The organism is Mesorhizobium sp. DCY119 (assembly GCF_003590645.1).
GTDB lineage: Bacteria > Pseudomonadota > Alphaproteobacteria > Rhizobiales > Rhizobiaceae > Mesorhizobium_M.
The window spans coordinates 1,855,799-1,877,299 of record NZ_CP031834.1; the positions used below are offsets into that span (position 1 = coordinate 1,855,799).

The following is a 21,501-nucleotide window of genomic DNA, read 5'->3' on the forward strand; positions in this document are numbered from 1 at the left end:
CAATCGCTCTTTCGACCGCGAAGTCGATTGCGGGCGCGTTGGCGAGTGCGTGCCGTGTGGGAGAGAAGACGAAATGACGGACTACATCGTGGTTGGCGGCGGATCGGCAGGTTGTGTGCTGGCAAACCGGTTGTCGTCGGATCCGTCTGTTCGTGTCACGCTGCTGGAGGCGGGTGGGTGGGACAGAAGTCCGTTCATTGGCATGCCGGCGGGCTATTTCCAGCTTATGAAAACGGGGCAGGTCGACTGGGGATATCATACCGAACCGCAAGAGAACCTATCTGGCCGTACGCTCTTCTTGCCGAGGGCCAAGGTGCTCGGCGGCTGCAGTTGCGTCAACGGGATGATCTACATACGCGGCAGCGCGACCGACTACGATCATTGGGCTTCGCTCGGCAATTCCGGGTGGTCGTTTGACGATTGCCTGCCGTATTTCCTTCGCGCGGAGAACTGGAATGGTCCTGCTGACCCTTACCATGGTGTCGGCGGCCCGCTCTACACGAGCCGGCACGGCATTCGCCATCCACTTTCCAAAGCCTTCATCGAGGCCGGCAAGCAGGCCGGTTACGCCTACAAGGATGATTTCAACCGCGGTGATCTCGAAGGTTTCGGCCCTTGCGACAGCACGCTGAAGACCGACGGCGAGAACGGCGTGCGGTCGAGTGCGGCCTTTTCCTATATACACCCGGTCAAGAACCGTCCGAACCTCACCGTGCTGACGCGGGCGCTCGTTACGCGGGTTCTCATCGAGAACGGCCGGGCGGTCGGAGTGGAATATCTGAAGAACGGACGAAAGGCTCGACTGCGGGCCGATCGTGAGATCATTTTGTCCGGCGGTTCGATCAACTCGCCGCAGTTGCTGCAGCTCTCCGGCATCGGCGAACCCGATCACCTCCTGTCGCTTGGCATCAAGGTGGAGGCACCACTTGTCGGTGTCGGTCAGAACCTGCAGGATCACTTGGCGGTCGGGGTCCAGACCCGCTGTACCCAGCCGATCACGCTGCTTCCCTATGTCAAGCCGGTCAAGGCTGCTCTCGCTCTTGCGCGCTACATCTGGGACAAGGGCGGACCGGGCGCCTATCACGGCATTGAAGCCCTGGCCTTCGTCAAGTCGCGGCCGGACCTCGTCGCGCCTGACATTCAGTACCATTTCGAGATGATCATGTATCGTGACCATGGCCGGGAGATCATTCCCGAGCACGGGTTCACGCCCTATCTGAACATCTCGCGCCCCAAGAGCCGAGGCTGGCTGAAGATCCGCTCCACCGATCCGGTCCAGCATCCCGTCATCCAGCCGAACTACTTTTCCGACCCGGACGACATCCGCGTGTTCAGGGAGGGCATCAGGATCGGTCGGGACATCGTCGCGCAGAGCGCCTTCGACCCCTATCGCGGCGTCGAATACGCGCCCGGCCCCGAGGCCAGGACCGATGCGCAGATCGACGCCTATCTGCGCCAGAACGTCGAGACGATCTATCACCCGGTCGGAACCTGCAAGATGGGTTCGGACGACATGGCCGTCGTAGACGATCGCTTGCGCGTCCATGGCGTTGCTGGCCTTCGCGTCGCCGATGCGTCGATCATGCCGACCCTCGTCAGCGGCAACACCAATGCACCCGCGATCATGATCGCCGAAAAGGCGGCCGACCTCATCTTGCGTGACGGCGCCGACCGACGCGGAAGCGCGGCCCGTCCGCAGGCACGCGTGATCGGCACTGAGATGAGACTCTAGTCGGCCGGGTGAAAAAGCGACCGACCTTTGCATTCAACATCGCAAGACGAGCTCTCGATATGGCAAGTGCGACCACGACAGAAAAGCCCGGTGAGCCGCCGCTGCGCGAGGTCGGTCTTTGCGTGCGGGGATTGACCAAGAATTTCGGCGGCGTCTACGCCGTGCGGGGCGTGAACCTCGAATGTGAGGTCGGCCAGATCGTCGGGCTCATCGGTCCCAATGGCGCCGGCAAGTCGACTTTGATGAACATCATTTCCGGGACGATGGCACCCAGCGCGGGAACGGTCTATCTCGACGGCAAGGCGCTCATGCCCTCATCGGCGGTTGAATGCGCCGAGAGCGGCATTGCCCGCACCTTCCAGAACATCCGGCTGTTCAAGCGGCTGAGCGTGCGCGAGAACATCAAGGTCGCGGCCATCACGCGCGCCCGCGTTTCGAAAACCGTCGTCGACGAGGCGGGGATCGACGAGCTGATCCACTTCATGGGGCTCGACGCGATGGCCGATACTGCTGCCGGTACGTTGTCCTACGGGCATCAGCGCCGCGTCGAGATCGCCCGTGCGCTGGCGCTCAAGCCGCGCATCCTCCTCCTGGACGAGCCGGCAGCCGGAATGAACGAGCAGGAAACCCTGACGCTGATCGGCTCCATCCGCACCATTCGCGACAGCTATGGCTGCGGTGTCGTCGTCATCGATCATGACCTCCACTTCATCATGGAGCTCTCGCAACGGCTCTATGTGATGCATCTCGGCCAATTGCTGGTCGAGGGGGAGCCGCATTCGGTTCGGCACGATCCGCGCGTGATCGAAATCTATCTCGGCAAAAAACAACAATAGAATCTTCAGAAAGGAACATCTCATGCAACGGAAATGGACGAGTGGAGTTGCGTTGGCCGCCATGTGCGTGTCCTCGGCGCAGGCCTATGCCCAGGACGCGGAGCCGATCCGCATTGGATACGATGCAGCGATCACCGGCGTACTTGCCCCCTACGACAGCGTCGACGGGGCCCGCTGCGAAGTCGATCGGATCAACGAGGCGGGCGGGGTTCTGGGCCGCAAGCTCGTGCTCGAATCGCGCGACATGAAAAGCGACGCGGTCACCGCCAGCGTCGTCAGGCAAGAGCTTATCGATATGGGCGTGACGGCCCTTCTCGCGCCGGCGAGCGATGACACAGCCATTCCTGTCGCCGCGCTGGCGCTGCCTCGCGATATCCCGGTGCTCACGGTTGGGGCGACGCAGGTCCAGTTCCCGCTCGCCTCACCCACAAACTCCTATCTCACCGCATTCGGCGACAACCTCGCTGCCGCGGCGATCGCCAAATACGCCATTGACCAAGGCTATAAAACCGCCGCTCTCATGGTCAGCCGCGATTTCGGATCCTACGGCATTGCCGTGCCGAACTATTTTGCCGACGCCTTCAAGCAGCTTGGCGGCAGCATAGTCGGAACCGTCAACTACAATGTCGGCCTGTCAGATTACAGCGCGCAGATCGCAGCGGTCAAGGCGATGGACCCCAAACCCGAACTCATAGTCGGCGGCTTCATTACGCCTGAGAACGGCGTCTTCCCACGTCAGTTCAAGGCGGCCAACATGGACGTCAAGTTCGTTGGCACCGACGCCTATGACGATCCGGGCCTGCCCAGCATCGCCGGCAGCGGGGCCGATCTCATCACATTTGTCACGCACGGCTTCCCGTCAGAAGGCACCCCGCTCAAGGCGTTCTACGACGACTGCACAAAGCGCGGATACAAGATACAGAACGTCTTCTTTGCACTGGCAGGGGAAGCGATCCTTTTGATCAAGGATGCAATTGAGCGGGCCCAGTCTGCAGAACCGGCCAAGGTGAACGCGGCGCTGGCGGAGACGGAAAACCTCAAGGGCATCACGTCCGGCAGCATCACCTACAAGGGCCGGTCGGGCATTCCCTTGAAGGAACTTACGGTCGTGACCATCAAGAATGGGGTCTTCGAACCTATCGGCAGCATCATGCCGGAATACGTTCCGGCGCCATGATGCTTGAGGTCAGCAATCTTACGGTTCAGTACGGTGCGATCCGTGCCGTACGGGACGTCAGCTTGACGATAGGGCAAGGAGAAGTCGTCTCCCTGCTCGGCTCCAACGGTGCAGGAAAAACCTCGCTCGTGGCGGCCTGCGTCGGCGTCATACCGAAGGCCGGCGGCCGCGTCGCCTTCGACGGGCGGGACATTACTCGTCAGGCGACCGAGGGCATCGTCAATTCCGGCATGACGCTAACGCCGGAAGGCCGACGTGTCTTTGCTGACCTTAGTGTGCGCGAGAACCTGTTGCTCGGCGCGGCGACGCGCAAGGATCGAGGGCAGGTCGCTGAGGACATCGAAACCTATTTCTCGATGTTCCCGATCCTGCGCGAGCGTTCCGCCCAGGCCGCCAAGACGTTGTCAGGCGGCGAACAGCAGATGCTGGCGATCGCGCGTTCGCTCATGTCGCGCCCGCGTCTCCTGATGCTCGACGAGCCGTCCCTCGGCCTTGCCCCGCGCATCGTCGAGGGCATCTTCGAACTCATCGTGAACCTGCGCTCCAAGGGGCTGACCATTCTGCTGGTCGAGCAGAATGCCACGGAAGCGCTGCGTATCTCGGATCGCGCCTATATCATGGCCAGTGGCAGGATTGCCTACGAAGGCAATGCCGCCGATCTGGTCCAGTCCGAAAACTTGATGGATGCCTATCTCGGCACCGGGATTCAGTAAGGACAGCCCAGATGACGGAATACATCATCCAGCAGATCATCAATGCGCTGAGTGTCGGCAGCGAATATGCCTTGCTCGCGCTCGGCCTTGCCATCGTCTACAGCATCGTGGGTCTGGTGAATTTCGCCCATGGCGAAATGATCACCGTCGCGGGCTTCGCGATGTATTTCGCCATCATCCTTTTCGTGCCCAATCCCTGGCTCCTCCTTGCGATAGGCCTGGTAGTCGCGACCATCACCGCTGTCGTCTTCGAGCGCGTCGCCTTCCGGGCGATCCGCAATGCGCCAGTGAATACAGGCATGCTCACGGCCTTCGGCGTTTCGATCATCATCCAGAATGCCTTCGTGATCTTTGTCGCGACGCGACCGAGGCCCGTCCAGTCGCCGGCCTTCCTGGGCGAACAGATATTCCTCGGGCCCATTCGCCTGCCGGTGTTGCAGGTGCTGGAGACCGGTGTCACCCTCGTCGCGATCCTCGCTCTCGTCGCTCTGCTCCGCTTCACGACGATCGGCCTTGCCATGCGCGCGGCGGCCAAGGACTTCACCACCGTTCGGCTGATGGGCATCCGCGCGAACCGCGTGATCTACGTCGCCTTCCTCATCTCCGGCTTTCTCGCCGGCATCGCCGCCATCTTCATTCTCAGTCGCCGTGGCGCCGTCGATCCGTTCATGGGGTTCGTGCCGGTGCTGAAAGCCTTCGTTGCCTGCGTCGTCGGTGGGCTCGGCTCCCTGCCGGGCGCTGTGCTCGGCGGGTTGCTGCTCGGGGTCTGCGAGGTATTCCTGCAGGCGACACTCCCCGCGGAGGCCGCCGCCTATCGCGACGCCCTCGTCTTCGCCGTGGTCGGCCTCATCCTGGTGCGGTTTTCTCAAGGCCTCTTGGGGCGCACCACCGAACTGGGAGACAAGGAGTCGTGATGGAACTATTCCTTTCCACACTGTATCGCTCGGCCTTGCCGATCATCGTGCTCGCGCTTCTTGCTCTGCTTATCCAGAACTTCGCCGAGCCATACCAGGTCCGTATTGCTTATGCGTTCATGCTGAACCTCACGCTGGCGCTCGGGATACAGGTCTTCATGGGCAATTCCGGCGTACTCAGCTTCGGCCACGTCAGCTTCATGGGCGTGGCCAGCTACGCGGTCAGCATCCTGACCATCCCGGTGGCCATCAAGGCCACCCTCATACCGACCGCCCCATTCGGGCTCGCCGCCCTCCAGTTGCCGATGCCGGCCGCTGTGCTCATCGCCCTCCTGCTGGTGGCCGTCCTCGCCTGGCTCAGCGGCTATCTGGTCGTGCGGGTCAGCGGCGCGGCCGCGGAGATTCTGACCCTGGCGCTGCTGGTGATCGCCTACGTGGTCTTCACCGGCTGGATCGACCTGACGCGTGGGCAGCGCTCGCTCTACGGCATTCCCGTCGTCTCCTCGCTTCCGGTCGCGGCGGCGGTTGCCGCGCTCGCCATATTCGTCGCCAAGATGTTTCGCGACTCCAATCCCGGCTTGCAGCTTCGCGCGTCCAGCGAGGATATGCTGGCAGCACGCGCGGCCGGGGTCCATGTTGCGCGGCTGCGTCACGTTGCGTGGGTGCTCTCCGCCATCATTGCTGCTGCGGCCGGCATCCTCCATGCGACCTTCATGGGCGTCATCGGTCCGAACAATTTCTATTTCAGCCAGACGTTTCTCATAATTGCCATGATCATCCTCGGCGGATCACGTTCGGTGTCCGGTGTGATCGTCGGTACTTTCCTTGTATCCGCCGGCAACGAACTGGCCCGTACGCTCGAGAATGGGCCCACGGTTCTCGGCGTCGAGCTACCACAGATGTTCGGGCTTACAGGTTTCTTTCTCGGGTTCGTCATCGTCCTGACCATGACCTGGAAACGCAATGGCCTGATGGGGGATCGCGAATTCGAGGACCTCATCAAGATTGGACGGATCCGCAACACGAAGCGCGTGATATCTCGAGACATCAATTCCGACGTCGCACCGCAGCCGTGAACATTGCGCGTTTCGAAATGGGGATGGCGTGACAGGCAGGAACCAATTCGGCTTCCGCTCCGGCGGCACGCCAGTAGCGTCCACTTTTGGGCCAAGAGCGATCATTGCGGCGGTGGGGCGCCAATGGCGGCAGATGCTGAAGGGCAGCTCTCCTAAGATTGAAGCCACAACCTGACGGTCCGTTGTCGGCCCCTTATCGGGTACTGCGATTGCCTGCTCAAGCTGGATGGACGGTGCTCCCCCGCGATTACAATCTGATCGTATCTCTCAGGCTTGAGCGGCCCGAGCACATCGTGCCATGCTATTTGTTCGGAGGAACGGGTTCTCCGGCAAACCAGTACCCGTCTCCAACATTCTGGAACTCTTTGGCTAACCACATGACCTTCGCCACGCGGTCGAGTGGAGCCTTCGCGCCGATCGCGATTCCGGAATTAGCGAGTCTCTCGGCGATTTCCGCTCTGTTCAAAGGATGACCGACCCTCCGAAGTTCCTCACGGGCGAACGAAAGGATCACTTTGGCGTCGCTGACGGGGCGATTAGCCTTGGCTCCTCGCTTGTTCTGGCCGATCGGGGTCGATTCCTCAGTTTCGACAGCACGCCTCTCCCGTTGTAAGGATCGTAACGCTGCTTTCATGCGTACGAGATTGTCCTCGCCCCTCTGCAAGTCGTTTTTGCATGCGGCAATGGCGGCAATCAAATCCGCTTCCATCTTTCGAGGCGCTCAATTCACGACTGCGGGGAGCCGGGCGCCAGGGACCTCCACCATTTCCTTGGTCCCCAAGACTCGCAGAAGGGCTCGTTCTGGGACCCCTACGTTTTAATGCTCAAGGCGGAGATGATCGACCTATTCTGGTCGGCGCGCGCGCCGAAGCTCTGGGAAGTCCTGAACGAGTTCGATATCAAGTTGAAGAATAAGAACGAAGAGCTCGCAAGATTGGGTGTTGAGCAGCTCGGCAAGCCCAACAAGGAGACGCTGCGGCTCTGGATCAACGGCGCCGAAAACTACCATCGGTATCGGGCACGGTATGACAAGCTTCGGGCCGGCCGCCGCTTTCGGGGGCAGAGTCGAGCGATCCAGGCCTCCCGCCCGCTCGAATATGTCATGTTCGACCATACACCAGCTGACGCCTGGGCAAATGTGGAGAACGCGTCAGGCCAAGTCCTGATGCAGGAACGCCCGTGGCTGATGCGGGCAATCGATGTCTACTCTCGGATGCCTCTGGCGGCGATACTGACCTTCGAGCCGCCGTCAATCAATACTGTCGTCATGTGCATGAAGCAGCTTGTCCGGAGAAAGGATTTTTTGCCCCCCGGACTTCGGAACTTCAAGAACTTCGCAGATGCTTGGGGCAAACCGAGTTTCATCATTGTTGATTGTGCCTGGGAGAATGCTGAGGTCTCCTTCCAGACTATGTGTGAGAGCTTAAGCATCAACATCATCTGGGCGCCAATTCACACTCCCGAATTCAAATGCCACGTCGAGCATGATTTTCACTTGCTGAGCCAGCTCTACTGGCACCGCTTACCCAGCGGTATTCCCCACAAGCCGCACGTGATGTCCCAGCTCAGGCTGGATCCCCGATCTAAAGCAGACAGGAATCTTGAGCAGATGACCGACGGACTCTGGTAGGCAATTCGAAAAGCCGCCTTCTCAGAGAACAGAGGCTTAGGGATGTCGCCTGCTCTCGTCTGGAAGGACGGCATCGAACAACACGGTAGGCCGATGATAGATAACGTCAACGCCTTCGATACTTTCCTGGGACGGGTCAAAAGTGCCCAGCTTACGACGTCCGGCGTCAGGTATAACAACCAGCAGTTTCACGATCCGCTGATCACCGGCGCGCTTCTGAATGACTTGATGCGTTTTGCTAAGAAGTCGCTCCAGCGGAAGTCGCCGTCACCAAGCGGCGTCGCACGGGTGCACATTACCCTCGATGAGACATGTGAATATATTCGAGTCTGGAACCCTCGCACCAAGCTAAACGTCCGCCTCCCGAATGTCCTTCCACGATACTCGGCCGGGCTCACATGGAAGGAAGCGGCTGACAGCCGCCAGTTCGCGCGCGATCGTAACTTTCAGTTCTGCAGCGAAGACGAGATGCTGGAAGTCGTTTCGGCACTGCGAGCGACGTATGAACCCATTGTCGCCTCCCATCCATTCCGGGAGGCCCGAAAGCTAGCGAGTAGGTTCACCCCTGGGACGAAGCTCGTGGCGGGCTCGGTAGTGGAAGAGGTCTTCGAAGACCCGTCGGATTCGGGCATGGGACCCAATGTTCCCAACTTCATCGCCGCTCAGGAGCGCACTGACGATCGCTCGGTGATCAAGTCGAGTCGCCGCGGGGGCGCCGCCGCCACAAAGAAAGCTGTGGCAACACGGGTCGCCAATCAAAAGAAGCGTGCCACAGTGACGGCGCAGCCTGTTCAGCAGATTCCGGAGACTGCTCCGAAAGAGAAGGATCCGGTTCCGCGACCGGTCTGGACCCAGGTCGAAGACGCCGACGGACTCCTGGCCGATCTCAGAAGCAACCTTTGAGGAGGCACTGCAATGTTACCCAATGGCGAGATAGTCGCACAATTTCTGCAAATGCGTATCAAGCACGACCGCTTGATACGGGCCCATAAAGTTTTCGATTCAATGCGGAAGATGAAGATCGACGCGCCGTGGGAAGATCAGCGCTTCTCCTGCATCTTCGCTCCAACGGGTTCGGGAAAATCAACGACAGTGAAGGATTACATCGAGACGGTCATCGTGGACTACGTCATCGCGCAAGGCCTCTTCCCGGCAAACATGAGCCGCAAGGAGATCGCACACAAGCAACATATTGCACTGCACGTTACCCTCGCTGCCAAGGCGACCGAAAAGTCGTTCGCCTCCGATATCCTGACTGCGTTTGGTGACCCCAGAGCCTCACGAGGCACCAAGGATTCAATGCTCGGGCGTGCGTACGACTACATGGGAGCGAAGGGCTCCCAGATCATGTTCATCGATGAGGTCCAACACCTCGACCATCGCTACGAAGCCGACCAAAAGAAAAGCAGTCGTGTTTTCTCAGCCGAGAACTCCTCAGTCACCGACATGATGAAGGTGATCATGATCCGGGGACGTATACCCATCGTCTTCCTCGGCATTGACGGTGCGAGGAATCTCATCCTGGGCGACGATCAGATGAACATGCGGAATTTAGGCGAGATCGATTTCAGCCAGCTCAGGCCGGAGCGTCCCGCCGAGCAACGGATGTTCGTGCGTTATCTGGGATCCGTTGGTATCCTGATGCAGAAGCGCGGCCTTTTTCCAAAGGAATCCGACTTGGTTTCTGGTGAGATACCGGCAAAGGTCCATGAGGTCGTTGGTGGGCGTGTGGGCACGGCAAGCAACCTCATATTGGCTGCCGCCACCATCGCTAAGGAGTGGGGGGCGGATCAACTGCTGGAAACGCATCTGTCGGCCGCGGTCGACGAATGGGCGATCCCTGCCAAGCTCATCAGCTATAATCCGTTTCGTTCGGGGATTAGACAAAGGGAGCTGCGGGCAGCATGACCCCCGATCTCCATGTGCAGTCCACGACGTCGTGAAACCATCCTGAAGGCACAGCTCCCCTAGTCGTGCCGGTGGGCGCGCTCTTGAGCGGTGAATCCATGGCAGAACTGGTGTTGCGCGCGACAGTTCTGAACTCATATCGCAGAACGACTCACGTTCTGGCCGCGGCCGGCTTCGAGGTCGGTCGGCATTCCGTTCGGATCTCGAGTCTGTCGCGCGGCCTTGATGGGTTGGCTGTGGCGCTAGGACTTCCACACGGTTCAGACGACTTGGAGCGTGTGGCGATCAGGCCGATCGCAGGCAAGCCCGGATGGGTCAATTTCTTCCGGGCTCCTCTAAGGGCGGTACATCGAGACGCGAGACAGCGGCGCGTCTCGCCGATGAGCCTTCGAAAGTCGCTGCACCTCAAGGCCATGTGGACCGTTGGAGTGTTCTCGTTTGATCCAGATACCAAGGAACTTTTGCTTGATCGCTGCCCCGAATGCTTGCGTCCCCCAACTTTCTCTCGGAGTTACGGCCTGCAGTTCTGCGTACGTGTCGACCGATACGGCGTTACCAGGGGACGGGTGGACTTTCGCGACTATCCCCAGCCGAACCTCGAGATCAATGACTTAGAAGCTCTCGATTTTTGTAGCGGCCTCATTGATCCCGAGCGTAGCAACGGAGACGGGTGCCGAAGCCTGCATCCCGAAATCGGCGCGTTTGAGCCGTCTGCACTATTCGAAGGAATCCTTGCAGTTGCATGCGCGATCACCTCGCGCGCGTCTCACACTTCTTCGACGCTCGAACGCCCATCTTGCCTTGCAGATTATCAGCGCTTCACTTCCGAGGTTTTGGCGAAGTCCGCCAGAATGTTTCTCGACTGGCCAGATGGCTTCCACAAGATCGCGGCGGACGTCCGAGCCACTGCAGGCGATCGGAGCGGATACTATGGCGTGAGGAAAGAACTTGGTCCGATAGTTGCCATCAGCATGGATCAGCATGTGGATCCACTACTGAAGTCCTTACTCAAGCGCAGGATCGCGACGGACATGGAGGGATGGGAGGGCGCTGCGCATGCGATCCGCACTGGGACCTACAGGGCGGGAGATGATTATGTTCCTGTCTGTCAGGCTACGAAAGACTTCAACTTGGACAGCCGAACCATCTTGCGCCTGGTACGCTCTGGTGCATTGCCCTTCCGGCAATTGAAGAACGCTCAGAAAGGCCCGATGATGGTTGATGTCGCCGCTCTGAAGGATATCATTGCCCACCGCAGGGAGACTCTCTCGTCCACCAAAGTGGCAGTAGACTTCTGCGTACCTCGCGCATGCGTATCCGCGCTGGCCGATATGGGTTTGCTGACGCCAGCCAAGCCTCGTCTCTCAGTGCCATACGCTATGGGCTACTACGAAAAGTCATCAGTGGAAGACTTGAGACGACGCTGCGAGGATATGGCTTCTCGGACGCCTCCGCCCGCTACAGCAATGACAATTACCAAGGCCGTCGGCAGGCTGCTCCCGAAACTTACGAATCCATGGCCCGAGATCTTCCTCAGAATAATCGCAGGTCAGCTCGAAGTCTGGTGCGTAGGAGGAAAGTCGTTGATGGCCTCCCTTGCCGTCCGCGACGCGGCAGCTTTACAATTCCTCTATGACGCTGTTTCGAGCAGCCTGGCTCCCGATATAGTCTTTACACAACAGGACGCGGCAGGGGTGCTCAAAACAACACCTGTGATCGTGAACCAACTCGTGCGTGAAGGTTTCCTTTCAAGGAAGCCAACGGTGACAGAGCTTGGTGCCTTTGAGAGAGAATTTATACTTACCTCCGAAATCACCGAGCGCTTCTCGGCTCTCGGACAAAAGCTGCGATGGCGAGACGTACCTCGTATTCTGCGCGCTGCTGGTATCCAGCCCTATGTCCTGGAACAGAAGAAGACGCTGGTCTGGCAACGCAGAGAGGTAGAACCGCTTCTTGCGGCAGCCTGAACCTAGCCTTTCCCCAGTCCCGACACTGCTTATAAAAAGAAGGCTGCCATTGGCGGCCTTTTTTGTTGCGCATCAGCCGAGCCTGAAACGCGTTCGAATGCATGCCATAATCACCCTATGAATCAGGCAAGTTTGGCGGATCGCATGGAGGGCAGATCCTCGTTTTGTGGAATTTCAAGGGGTTGGTTGAGTCAGTTTAGATTTGGCTACTCAAAATCAATACCTTAAAGGCGGGTATCCAAATAGGGTATCATTTGGTCATCCATACTGGCCCGCGGTATCCCCACGGTGATGGCCGTCTTGTGAGCTGAGGGCGAACATCGGAAGTCCTAGTGCAAGCACTAGGAGTAGTCCTATGACGAAGCATCAGATTGAGTTCATCACGTCGGTTGAACGGCGTCGGCGCTGGTCTCGAGAGGATAAGGAGCGGCTGGTCGCGGCGACCTTCGAGCCTGAGGCCAGCATTTCGGACGTGGCGCGGTCGGCCGGTATTCATGTGAGCCAGCTTTTCCGGTGGCGCAAGGAACTTTGCCAGATCTCTGCACCGTTGGTCCCGCAGCTTGTTCCGGTGGAGGTCGCCGAGGCGCTGCCAGCGCCGGCGGAACCGCCACCGGTCTCCCGTCCGCGCAGGAAGGCAAGTATGGTGACGATCGAGCTTGGCGGCGGCCGTCGCCTGCGGGTCGAGAGTGACGTCGACATCGAGGCGCTCGGCCGGATCCTCGATGTTCTGGAGCGGCGATGATCCCTGTTCCGAGCGGTGTGAAGGTCTGGCTGGCGACCGGACACACGGACATGCGCAGGGGCTTTCCGGGACTGTCGCTGATGGTGCAGGAGACGTTGAAGCGCGATCCGATGAGTGGCCACCTCTTTGTCTTCCGAGGCCGGAGCGGTGGCCTGATCAAGGTGATCTGGCACGACGGCCAGGGTGCTTGCCTGTTCACCAAGAAGCTGGAGCGCGGACGTTTTGTCTGGCCTTCTGCGGCCGACGGCACGGTGGTGATCACCTCTGCGCAGCTCGGTTATCTGCTCGAAGGGATCGACTGGAGAATGCCGCAAAAAACCTGGCATCCGAGTTCCGCTGGATAGCGGAAATGGCTGGAAAGGCGGGGCCGAATATGATTCCGTCTGGTCATGACCTGTGTGGCCGATCAGCTCCCGGACGACCTTGCCAGCGCGCATGCGATGATCCTCGCCGAGCGCGCGGCACGCCGTGAAGCGGAGGCCATTGCAGCGCGCGCACAGGCTGTGAACGCGCACTCGGATGCGCTTATCGCCCGGTTGCGCCTTGAGATCGAGAAGCTCAAGCGCGACATCCACGGCAGCAGATCGGAGCGCAAGGCGCGTCTTCTCGAGCAGATGGAGTTGCAGCTCGAGGAGCTGGAAGCCGATGCCAGCCAGGACGAACTGGCGGCAGAGATGGCGGCACGGTCATCGAGGTCAAAGCCTTCGAGCGCAAGCGTCCATCGAAGAAGCCGTTTCCCGAACACCTGCCGCGTGAGCGTGTGGTCGTTGCGCCGCCCTTGAACTGCCCGTGCTGCGGCTCGGCCAAGCTGGCAAAGCTTGGCGAGGACATCACCGAGACACTGGAAGTGATCCCGCGTCAATGGAAGGTCATCCAGACGGTGCGTGAGAAGTTCTCGTGCCGGGAATGCGAGAAGATCGCCCAACCGCCAGCGCCTTTCCACGTGACGCCGCGCGGCTTTGCCGGGCCAAACCTGCTCGCCATGATCCTCTTTGAGAAGTTCGGTCAGCATCAACCGCTGAACCGGCAGAGCGAGCGTTATGCCCGCGAGGGTATCGACCTCAGCCTCTCGACATTGGCCGACCAGGTCGGAGCCTGTTCTGCGGCGCTGAAGCCTGTGCATGCGCTGATCGAGGCGCATGTGCTCGCCGCCGAGCGCCTGCATGGTGACGACACGACCGTGCCGATCCTGGCGAAAGGCAAGACAGATACCGGCCGCATATGGACCTATGTCAGGGATGACCGGCCGTTCGGCGCAACGTCCCCGCCCGCGGCGCTTTACTATGCCTCGCGCGATCGGCGACAGGAGCATCCCGAGCGGCATCTGAAGACCTTCATCGGCATTCTGCAGGCCGATGCCTATGGCGGCTATAACCCGCTGTTCAAAGTGGATCGCGATCCTGGTCCGCTGACACAGGCGCTGTGCTGGGCGCATTCGCGTCGCAAGTTCTTTGTGCTGGCTGACATCGCCGCCAACGCCAAGCGCGGAAAGAATGCCGCGCCGATCTCGCCGATTGCGCTCGAGGCCGTGAAGCGTATCGATGCCCTCTTCGACATCGAGCGTGACATCAATGGTCTGCCTGCAGATGAAAGGCTGCAACGACGCCAGCAGGAGAGCCGCTCTCTCGTCGGCGAGCTTGAAGACTGGATGCGGACCGAGCGGGCAAAACTGTCACGCAGCTCTCCGGTCGCCGAGCCAATCGACTATATGCTGAAGCGCTGGGACGGGTTCACATCTTTCCTCTGTGATGGCCGGGTTTGTCTCACCAACAATGCCGCCGAACGGGCGCTGCGCGGCTTTGCTCTCGGACGGAAGTCGTGGCTATTTGCCGGCTCCGATCGTGGTGCTGATCGCGCCGCCTTCATGGCGACCTTGATCACCAGTGCCAAGCTTAACGACGTCGATCCGCAGGCCTGGCTTGCCGACGTTCTCGCTCGTATCGCCAACACGCCGATCACCAAGCTGGAGCAATTGCTTCCGTGGAATTGGCAGCCCTCGAAGTCCTTACGAGGTCAAGCTGCCTAACCTGCGGCCATGACCGGATGGTTACGGCCCGCGAGCAGTTCCAAGCTCGCTACGGTGAGTCGCTCTTAATCGGCCTCCCGGCGGTAAAGCTTGAGGTGATCCAATCATCATGAGCCAGGATGCCGGCGGAGTAGCGGTTGGGCTTTAGCGTTAGATACGTGCAACGCTGTAAATGCCGCCGCCGCCAAGGTAGCTGCCGATTTCAGGAGAACCATTTTTTCATCGCTGATTTTGCTGGCAGTTCGAACCTGTAGTGTACGAAGAGTGCGACTACCATTACAACGGAGAGAAAGACGAACGCGGTCCATGGTGACGCAAAATTGACCGGAACTTTCCACACGTAAAATATCTGATAGCGAGTAAAATTTAAGATCGGCCAATGACAGAGATAAACAGCGTAAGACAGAGCGCCAAGGCCAACTAAAACGGACCTAGTTAAGCCCTCGGCCATCGGCTTCAGCCGCTCGTACAAAGCGATAGCGAGCACCATGCAGAACATGAGCGGTACTGTCAAAAAGTCGATATTCTTCACTGTTGTGAATACCAAGATCAAACCAAACAACAGCCCGCTGGTGACGAGCGCCAAAAGACCAACGAAACGAGTAAATCCCGCGTTCTTCTGATGTTCCAAGCCATTGTAGACTTCGAAAACAACGATGCCGAGAGCAATGCCGGCGACGCCGCGGATTAAGCCAGAGTTAATGAAGCCGAGAGCCGGCTCACTAAAAGCCCCCAGGTTTCCAAAGGTGTTGAACAGAACTGCATAACAGATGATCGACGTGGCGAGAAGGAATGGCCATAGCCGCTTTCTTTGGGCTAAATGGATGATGAGTATACCCAAAAAGACGTTGACGACCATCTCGACCGAAATTGACCAAGCGGGGGCGTTCCAGGAACTGTTGGTTGTCAGTCCTACGTTTTGAAGCAGGAAAAGATTGAGCACGAAGGTATAGGCATGACCATCGCCATAAGACCATCCGTTGGATAGGAATTGCCCTCCGGATGTGACGTAAAACAGGATGTTGACGGGAACCAGTAATAACAAAGTCGCTAAATGCAGCGGATATAACCGCGCGATGCGGTCAACTAGATAGCGACGATAAAAGCCCGGCTGATCTGCCCTTCGCTCATAAGCGATGCAGAGAACAAATCCTGAAAGAATAAAGAAAAAATCAACAGCCAGATACGCTTTCTTCGGCGAGGCGAACCCGTTCAAATGCATCCAAGCGACAAGAAAAGCAAATAGAAACCGAAGAAAATCGAGAATTACAAATCTTTGAGCGGCCATCTCTCACCTTAATATATATTCTGGAATTGCTTACGGCTTGAAGGATCGAGACAGCGCGGGAAGCGCAACATCCATTGGGCTGGAATATCTCAGTTTTGTCGTGGCCTGATTACCAATCGAAGTACCGGGCAAGAACCTGGAACCAGATTCCAGCCTGGAGTTCTACACCGCGGTCGTCCATATGGGTTCCGTCAATCCGAAAAGGAATAAGATCAATGTTTGGTCCGAGGTAACTCCCTTGTAGATAAGCTAGCTCTCTTTGAGCCTGGAGCATTTCTGGTGACGATCTCCAGTTAAGAAAACTATCCTGAGCGATGAAGATCGGGGCCGTTACACCTTGGTCTCTGATTCCAGCCAATACCGTCGTCACCTTGGATTTGTAATCGGCCATATCGTCATCTAGGTTACCTTGTCCGTGCTCCCAGATAACAAAAGTCGGGAGAAGGCCTTTCTTTGTGGCGTTCTGGATTTGCTCTTTGAGAATGCGGTTGGCATCTCCCCCATCCATGAACCGTTCGACCCTGGTTCCTCCCACTGCCGCCATGTTTATTACGACGGGTTTTTGAGTTGCCCTCGTGATAAGGTTAGCTAGATCAAAAACGAACGAGCGGCGCGCATCAGAAGCGCCATAAAGAGGTTCGTTCGCTTTGTAGCAACGGGTCCCCCAATGCTCATATACGTTCCGATTAATCCGCTGCTCCCACGGCGACGATCCGTTGGCGTTTGCGATCAATGACTGACCGACTGCGAGAATGACTATAGGTTCCAATTTGGAGATATAGTCACAATCAATCTGCTGCTTATTGCTTATGTTCAGACTGTCGATGTTTCGATGTGGGTTGGAGACGATAGCATAGGGATCGATGGCAGGGGGTGAGGTGGGGGTTTGCGCTTCGGCGTTGGATATGAGTGACCCTGCAACCATTAGAGCCAGGGCGAAGCGCATCAAATCAAACAATACAAATCTAGGCATTACAGCGCGAATCCCCTCGGACCATCGCGACGGAAACCGCCGATGCTTGGTCCTGTTGCAGCTTCCGCTGATGGGATTCCCCGCCCAACCGCCAAGCCGATAACTCAATGTGGCCAAATGTAACTTTCCGTGAGGGCAACGGCAAGCCCCAGTCGCCGCAGGGCAATTCCAACCTAACCTTCAATCACACCTCACGGCGGGAAAGGACACGTCTTGTGCTGGCGGCTAGCACGCAGCCTTGAGACCTTGCGCACGTAGATCAACGCGCTTTCGCCCAACCGTTAAAAGATCAGCGACGGGACAATTGGCGATGCCGCGATCCTTGCGCTCCTCGGACCACAATCCCTTGTGATGAACACAAGGCGGGCATCGTCAGGTGATGCGGCTCAAGCAGGGACGTGCTAATACTTTACGGAAGTTGCTAAGCACAATCAGTCCCCAGCAACTCATTCTCGCCAGCCGCGTGCGCGTTCGACCGCCCTGGTGAAGCGGCGGCGGTCTGCGTCGGAAACGGTGCTATCGGGCAGGAAAGTCCTGGTGGTGGCGCGGGCGGGGGCGCAATCGATGCCGGCGAGTTCGGCAAGGCCCAGAGCCGTGAGCTCGAACATTGCAGGCACGACGATGGTGCGCCGGCTGGCCGAGGCCAGAAACTGGGCGAAATAGGCGCTTTGCGAGATACCGCCGTCAATGGAGATGGTTTTGCCGACACCGGCCGACCGGGCGGCTTCATCGATAAGGCCGACCGTCAGCATTGCGATGCCTTCGAGTACCGCGCGCGCCAGATCGCGTCTGCTCGTTGCGTGGTCCATCCCGATGAGAAGTGGCGCTGCCTCGCGGTCCCAATAGGGAGCGGCGAGCCCGGAGAGCGCGGGCACGAAGACGATGCCCCGGCTGAGCGCGGAAGGCCCGTCGAAGGCGTCGAGCTCGCCAACATCTGCGAAAAAGCCGACTGACCGCGCCCATTCAAGGGCGGCTCCAGCATCGTAGACCCCACCCTCAATGGCAAAGACTGCCGGCTTGCCTTGCTCTTTCCAGGCGATCGTAGGCAGGAGGCCTTCGACCTCTGGTCGTTCATTGCCGCTGACGGCCAGCAGGAAGGCGCCTGTGCCGAAGGTGATCTTGCAGTCGCCGGGCATACGGCAACCATGGCCGTAAAGAGCGGCCTGCTGGTCGACAATGGAAACCCTGACCGGCGTGTCGCCGAGCAGGCCGAAGCCACCGTCGACCGGAGCGATTTCCGGCAGGCATTCGAGCGGCACGCCGTGAAGCTCGCACATCTCGGCGCTCCAGCTTCCCTTTGCGAGATCGAGCAGGCCAGTGCGCGATGCGGTCGCTAGGTCGGTTCTGAACGAGCCGCACAGGCGGTCGAGGAAGAAGGCGTCGGTTGTTCCGAGACGCAGTCGGCCTCGGGTGTGTGCCTCCGATACGGCGGGCACATTCTTCAGCAGCCATGCCATCTTGCTCGCGGAGAAATATGGATCGAGCGGCAGCCCGCAAACGGCTTTCGAGCGCGCCTCGGCTGCCGCTCCGAGGGCCTCGAGTTCCCTGGCCGTGCGCGCATCCTGCCAGACGATGACCGGATGCAGCGCCTTGCCGGTTTTGGCGTCCCAGGCCAGGCAGCTTTCGCCCTGGTTTGCAATCGCGATGGCATCGACGGGACCGGCAGCATCGAGCACGGAGCGGATGTTTTGCAGAAGCTCTTCGGGATCGTGCTCCACCCGGCCCGGCGCGGGGTGATGCTGCGCATGGCGAATGCCTGCAGCGACCCGTGCCTTTCCGCCGTCCTCGACCACCAGGCAGCGGGTTGAGGTCGTGCCTTGATCGACGGCCGCGACACGCATCAGCTTTCCTCCGTGAAACGGAAATTGACGCTTTCCGCGGTGAATGCCGTGGGCGGGATCGGCACGAGAATGCGCCGTTCGGGCAGCCAGAGACCTGTACGGCTCCACACTTCCCGTCCGTTGAGTTCGAGCGAAAGACAACCGCGGACGCGGCGTTGGAAACGCAGCTGGAAATCGTGGAAAGCCGGGGTGGCAAGTCCATTTCGGCGCAGAAGGCCCGGAACCACCAGTTTTACGGGTCCGTCGAAGCCTACGGCCACGGGTGCTTCCCCAGCGGTGCCGCGCGCGAGATCTTCTGCGACGGCTGCTCCGACCCTGCGCCCTTCGCGGAAAGACCAGCCGGCCGTCTCCACGGCGCGCAGCACATTGCCGCCCGCAAAGTAAGCCGGGTTCTGCATCCGTCCGTCCTGATCGATGGCTGGTCCGGCGCTCCCGGGAGCGACACCCGAGAGAGAGCGCAGCAGAAGTGCCGATTCCGGCGTAAAGCATCCGGTCAGCAGGACGCCGTCACAGGCAAGCGTTTGCACCGAGCCGTTTTCGAGCCTGATCGTGGCCGCCTCGACCCGGTTCTGGCCCACGATATCGATCAGCTCGGCGCCGCAATGAAACGGGATACCCGCAAGACGCGGAAACCAGGTGAAGGGTGCCCGCGCCAGCGCGTAAGGATTCGGCTCGACCATCGCTACCGGCCTTGCCCCATGCGCAAGGCAGGTGAGCAGCGCCGAGTAGGAGACGAGCTCCGACCCGACGATCAACGGGCGACGGAAAGGCATGAGGCCATGGAAAGCCGCATAGGACTGCAGCGTTCCTGTCGTGATGACCCCGACCGGGCGATCGCCGGAGATGAAACGGGCCGAACGCGGCGTTTCCCGCGCGCCGGTGGCGATCACCACGCGCTTCGCGCTGATCGTTTCGATGCCGCGCGGGGAGGTGACAGTCAACGACCCTTGCGCTCCAAGGGAGACGACCGAATGTCCCGTTAACACTTCAACACCCGCCGCAGCGGCCGATCGTTCGAGCCGGCGGCCGTAGGCCGCGCCGAAATAGAGGCGTCCGAATTCCCGCATGCCGAAGGGCGAATGACTGCAATGCCGTGTCGCCCCGCCGAGATGCGGTTCCCGGTCGACAATGGTGACATGCTTCACGCCCCGCCGGCGCAATTCGACGGCTGCGGCAACGCCCGCCGGCCCGCCACCGACAACGATCACGTCCGCGACGGTGCTCATTGTTTGCCCTGCTCCCCAGCGGCGAGGGAGGTCGCAAGCTGCCCTTTCGTCATGGCAGCAAGGCGCGCATTGCAGTAAAAACCCTGGCAATGGCCCATTCCGGCGCGTGTACGCCGCCGCAAGCCGCCGAAATCGCCGGGTGGAACCGGGCTCGACATCGCTGCTTCGATCTCGCGCATGGTGACGAGTTCGCAGTGACAGATGATTTCGCCATGGTCTGGACGCTGCCAGTCGCGCTCCATGGTTTCCGTAAGGTTGGGTACGGATACATCCGGGACCAAAGCGGGCGCATCGAATTTTTCAGCGAAGGCTGCGTGGAGTTTCATCGCGTGCTGGGCAAGGCCGAGTGCTGCGCTCAGGCCGGTGGAGCGGATGCCGCCCAGTGTGATGGCGCGTTTTTCGGGCCTGGCATAAATGCGATATGCCTTCTCCTCCGTCGCCGGCCGCAGACCGGCATAGACGGCCGTCACGGGAATACCGGCAAGTGCGGGTACGATTTCGGCGCCTCGCTGCAGCAGGGTCTGCAAGGTTCCGCTTTCTACGGTCGCGCGAACCCGGTCTTCCTGCTCCTCCGCCGTGGGGCCGATCAGCACATTGCCGAATGCCGTGGGGCAGACAACGATGCCCTTGGTGGTTGCGGTGGGCACGGGCAGCACGATGCGGGGGACATGGCGGCGGGCCGCCTTGTCGAGCACGACGAACTGCCCTTTGCGGGGCTTGATCCGGAATTCGGCCGCAAAGCCAAGTCGCTGATCCACCACGTCCCCGTAAAGTCCGGCGGCGTTCACGACCGCCGAGGCATGGACATCACCATTCGTTGTCTTGAGCGCCCAGCGGCCACCGAATGTACCGTTGAGAAGTTCCGTTCCCCGCAGAAAACGTGCACCCATGGCCACGGCCTGGGTAAGATAGGCGAGGGGGGCGGACCATGGGTCGATGATGTGCTCCCCCTCCACCTCCAGCGCGGCGACGAGCCGGGCGGCTAATCCTGGCATTGTCTCGCGCGCCGAGGATGCGGAAAGCAATCTGAGTTCAGACACGCCGTTCGCCCGGCCTTGCTTCTCGATGTCTTCAAGCTTTTCCGCGTCCTCACCGCTCCAGGCGCAGACGAGGGCACCGGTTTTCATCAGTGCAAGGTTCAGGCTTTCGCGTATCTCAAGATATTCCTCGCGGCCCGCCCGGATGAGCTCGAGTTCGAGACTGTCCGGCGGCGCATCGAAACCGGTGTGAAGAATGGCGCTGTTGGCCTTGGATGCGCCGGACAGCATGTCTGCGCCTTTTTCGATCAGCACCACTTTTGCCCCGGCGAGCGCGAAGCGCCGCGCGACAGCACAACCGACAACGCCCGCGCCGATGATGGCGACGTCGTACGATTCCGGGTGAGGGGTTTGGAGCATCGGCGGCTCCCTTTCATGCGTCATGTCTGGAGGCCGGAGCGGCGTGGCAGGGCAG

19 protein-coding genes are annotated in these 21,501 nt (G+C 59.7%); 13 read left to right on the top strand and 6 right to left on the bottom strand.

Annotation, left to right across the window (positions count from 1 at the left end; translation table 11 throughout):
* The first annotated feature begins 73 nt into the window (after positions 1–73).
* From DZG07_RS09035 to DZG07_RS09060, 6 genes are all read left to right on the top strand, one after another.
* On the top strand, positions 74–1,732 hold the full coding sequence (locus DZG07_RS09035; protein ID WP_119816141.1) for a choline dehydrogenase: 1,659 nt from the start codon (positions 74–76) through the stop codon (positions 1,730–1,732).
* A gap of 59 nt (positions 1,733–1,791) precedes the next feature.
* On the top strand, positions 1,792–2,568 hold the full coding sequence (locus tag DZG07_RS09040) for an ABC transporter ATP-binding protein (protein ID WP_119816144.1): 777 nt from the start codon (positions 1,792–1,794) through the stop codon (positions 2,566–2,568).
* 22 nt (positions 2,569–2,590) lie between these two features.
* Entirely contained in the window at positions 2,591–3,745 is a 1,155-nt protein-coding gene (locus DZG07_RS09045; RefSeq protein ID WP_119816147.1) for an ABC transporter substrate-binding protein, read from the top strand.
* A 62-nt stretch (positions 3,746–3,807) separates the two neighbouring features.
* Positions 3,808–4,458 (top strand): ABC transporter ATP-binding protein, encoded by a 651-nt coding sequence (locus tag DZG07_RS09050; protein ID WP_348626416.1) that lies wholly within the window; start codon positions 3,808–3,810, stop codon positions 4,456–4,458.
* Positions 4,459–4,469: 11 nt separating this feature from the next.
* On the top strand, positions 4,470–5,372 hold the full coding sequence (locus DZG07_RS09055; RefSeq protein WP_119816151.1) for a branched-chain amino acid ABC transporter permease: 903 nt from the start codon (positions 4,470–4,472) through the stop codon (positions 5,370–5,372).
* Positions 5,372–6,448 carry a branched-chain amino acid ABC transporter permease gene (locus DZG07_RS09060; RefSeq protein ID WP_119816154.1) on the top strand — a complete coding sequence of 359 codons (1,077 nt, stop codon included), beginning with the start codon at positions 5,372–5,374 and terminating at the stop codon, positions 6,446–6,448. Before DZG07_RS09055 ends, DZG07_RS09060 begins: the two co-directional genes overlap by 1 nt.
* Before the next feature lie 301 nt (positions 6,449–6,749).
* Here DZG07_RS09060 and DZG07_RS09065 read toward each other — a convergent pair whose 3' ends face one another.
* Positions 6,750–7,157, bottom strand: a complete 408-nt coding sequence (locus DZG07_RS09065; RefSeq protein WP_119816157.1) for a hypothetical protein — start codon at positions 7,155–7,157, stop codon at positions 6,750–6,752.
* Between the two features lie 126 nt (positions 7,158–7,283).
* On the opposite strand from DZG07_RS09065, the gene DZG07_RS09070 reads away from it, so the two are divergent.
* The 7 genes from DZG07_RS09070 to DZG07_RS09100 all read left to right on the top strand — a co-directional run bounded on the left by DZG07_RS09070 (position 7,284) and on the right by DZG07_RS09100 (position 14,721).
* A complete protein-coding gene (locus DZG07_RS09070) occupies positions 7,284–8,078 on the top strand; it encodes a DDE-type integrase/transposase/recombinase (RefSeq protein ID WP_162931584.1) in 795 nt (264 codons plus the stop codon).
* Between the two features lie 42 nt (positions 8,079–8,120).
* Positions 8,121–8,981, top strand: coding sequence for a hypothetical protein (locus tag DZG07_RS09075; RefSeq protein WP_119816163.1), 861 nt, complete (start codon positions 8,121–8,123; stop codon positions 8,979–8,981).
* 12 nt (positions 8,982–8,993) lie between these two features.
* Entirely contained in the window at positions 8,994–9,986 is a 993-nt protein-coding gene (locus DZG07_RS09080) for an ATP-binding protein (RefSeq protein WP_119816166.1), read from the top strand.
* Between the two features lie 98 nt (positions 9,987–10,084).
* Complete coding sequence (locus tag DZG07_RS09085; RefSeq protein ID WP_133304733.1) at positions 10,085–11,953, top strand: hypothetical protein; 1,869 nt, start codon at positions 10,085–10,087, stop codon at positions 11,951–11,953.
* Positions 11,954–12,308: 355 nt separating this feature from the next.
* Complete coding sequence (locus tag DZG07_RS09090; protein ID WP_119816172.1) at positions 12,309–12,695, top strand: transposase; 387 nt, start codon at positions 12,309–12,311, stop codon at positions 12,693–12,695.
* The gene (gene tnpB / locus DZG07_RS09095; protein WP_119815995.1) at positions 12,692–13,039 is read left to right on the top strand and encodes an IS66 family insertion sequence element accessory protein TnpB; all 348 of its coding nucleotides are present in this window, start codon (positions 12,692–12,694) and stop codon (positions 13,037–13,039) included. The genes DZG07_RS09090 and tnpB overlap by 4 nt, the downstream gene beginning before the upstream one ends.
* Positions 13,040–13,135: 96 nt before the next feature.
* Positions 13,136–14,721, top strand: a protein-coding gene (locus DZG07_RS09100) for an IS66 family transposase (RefSeq protein WP_245429635.1) whose coding sequence is annotated in 2 segments (ribosomal slippage) — positions 13,136–13,403 and positions 13,403–14,721 — 1,587 coding nt in all. Because the reading frame shifts where the segments join, the coding sequence is not laid out codon by codon here.
* 202 nt (positions 14,722–14,923) lie between these two features.
* Here DZG07_RS09100 and DZG07_RS09105 read toward each other — a convergent pair.
* From DZG07_RS09105 to DZG07_RS09125, 5 genes are all read right to left on the bottom strand, one after another.
* Positions 14,924–16,009 carry an acyltransferase gene (locus DZG07_RS09105; protein WP_091913129.1) on the bottom strand — a complete coding sequence of 362 codons (1,086 nt, stop codon included), beginning with the start codon at positions 16,007–16,009 and terminating at the stop codon, positions 14,924–14,926.
* 109 nt (positions 16,010–16,118) lie between these two features.
* Positions 16,119–16,982, bottom strand: a complete 864-nt coding sequence (locus DZG07_RS09110) for a hypothetical protein (RefSeq protein WP_119816175.1) — start codon at positions 16,980–16,982, stop codon at positions 16,119–16,121.
* Positions 16,983–17,428: 446 nt separating this feature from the next.
* On the bottom strand, positions 17,429–18,823 hold the full coding sequence (locus tag DZG07_RS09115; protein ID WP_119816177.1) for an FGGY family carbohydrate kinase: 1,395 nt from the start codon (positions 18,821–18,823) through the stop codon (positions 17,429–17,431).
* On the bottom strand, positions 18,823–20,049 hold the full coding sequence (locus DZG07_RS09120) for an FAD/NAD(P)-binding oxidoreductase (protein WP_119816180.1): 1,227 nt from the start codon (positions 20,047–20,049) through the stop codon (positions 18,823–18,825). Before DZG07_RS09120 ends, DZG07_RS09115 begins: the two co-directional genes overlap by 1 nt.
* Positions 20,046–21,446, bottom strand: coding sequence for an NAD(P)/FAD-dependent oxidoreductase (locus DZG07_RS09125; RefSeq protein ID WP_119821554.1), 1,401 nt, complete (start codon positions 21,444–21,446; stop codon positions 20,046–20,048). The genes DZG07_RS09120 and DZG07_RS09125 overlap by 4 nt, the downstream gene beginning before the upstream one ends.
* Between the last annotated feature and the right edge of the window lie 55 nt (positions 21,447–21,501).

What these genes read in the sequence shown, in the direction of transcription:
- DZG07_RS09085 (WP_133304733.1), top strand. Translation starts at nt 10,085, where the DNA reads ATGGCAGAACTGGTGTTGCGCGCGACAGTTCTGAACTCATATCGCAGA.
- DZG07_RS09070 (WP_162931584.1), top strand. Translation starts at nt 7,284, where the DNA reads ATGATCGACCTATTCTGGTCGGCGCGCGCGCCGAAGCTCTGGGAAGTC.
- DZG07_RS09080 (WP_119816166.1), top strand. Translation starts at nt 8,994, where the DNA reads ATGTTACCCAATGGCGAGATAGTCGCACAATTTCTGCAAATGCGTATC.
- DZG07_RS09120 (WP_119816180.1), bottom strand. Translation starts at nt 20,049, where the DNA reads ATGAGCACCGTCGCGGACGTGATCGTTGTCGGTGGCGGGCCGGCGGGC.
- DZG07_RS09090 (WP_119816172.1), top strand. Translation starts at nt 12,309, where the DNA reads ATGACGAAGCATCAGATTGAGTTCATCACGTCGGTTGAACGGCGTCGG.
- DZG07_RS09055 (WP_119816151.1), top strand. Translation starts at nt 4,470, where the DNA reads ATGACGGAATACATCATCCAGCAGATCATCAATGCGCTGAGTGTCGGC.
- DZG07_RS09075 (WP_119816163.1), top strand. Translation starts at nt 8,121, where the DNA reads ATGTCGCCTGCTCTCGTCTGGAAGGACGGCATCGAACAACACGGTAGG.
- DZG07_RS09040 (WP_119816144.1), top strand. Translation starts at nt 1,792, where the DNA reads ATGGCAAGTGCGACCACGACAGAAAAGCCCGGTGAGCCGCCGCTGCGC.
- DZG07_RS09105 (WP_091913129.1), bottom strand. Translation starts at nt 16,009, where the DNA reads ATGGCCGCTCAAAGATTTGTAATTCTCGATTTTCTTCGGTTTCTATTT.
- DZG07_RS09125 (WP_119821554.1), bottom strand. Translation starts at nt 21,446, where the DNA reads ATGCTCCAAACCCCTCACCCGGAATCGTACGACGTCGCCATCATCGGC.
- tnpB (WP_119815995.1), top strand. Translation starts at nt 12,692, where the DNA reads ATGATCCCTGTTCCGAGCGGTGTGAAGGTCTGGCTGGCGACCGGACAC.
- DZG07_RS09110 (WP_119816175.1), bottom strand. Translation starts at nt 16,982, where the DNA reads ATGCCTAGATTTGTATTGTTTGATTTGATGCGCTTCGCCCTGGCTCTA.
- DZG07_RS09035 (WP_119816141.1), top strand. Translation starts at nt 74, where the DNA reads ATGACGGACTACATCGTGGTTGGCGGCGGATCGGCAGGTTGTGTGCTG.
- DZG07_RS09115 (WP_119816177.1), bottom strand. Translation starts at nt 18,823, where the DNA reads ATGCGTGTCGCGGCCGTCGATCAAGGCACGACCTCAACCCGCTGCCTG.
- DZG07_RS09065 (WP_119816157.1), bottom strand. Translation starts at nt 7,157, where the DNA reads ATGGAAGCGGATTTGATTGCCGCCATTGCCGCATGCAAAAACGACTTG.
- DZG07_RS09045 (WP_119816147.1), top strand. Translation starts at nt 2,591, where the DNA reads ATGCAACGGAAATGGACGAGTGGAGTTGCGTTGGCCGCCATGTGCGTG.
- DZG07_RS09060 (WP_119816154.1), top strand. Translation starts at nt 5,372, where the DNA reads ATGGAACTATTCCTTTCCACACTGTATCGCTCGGCCTTGCCGATCATC.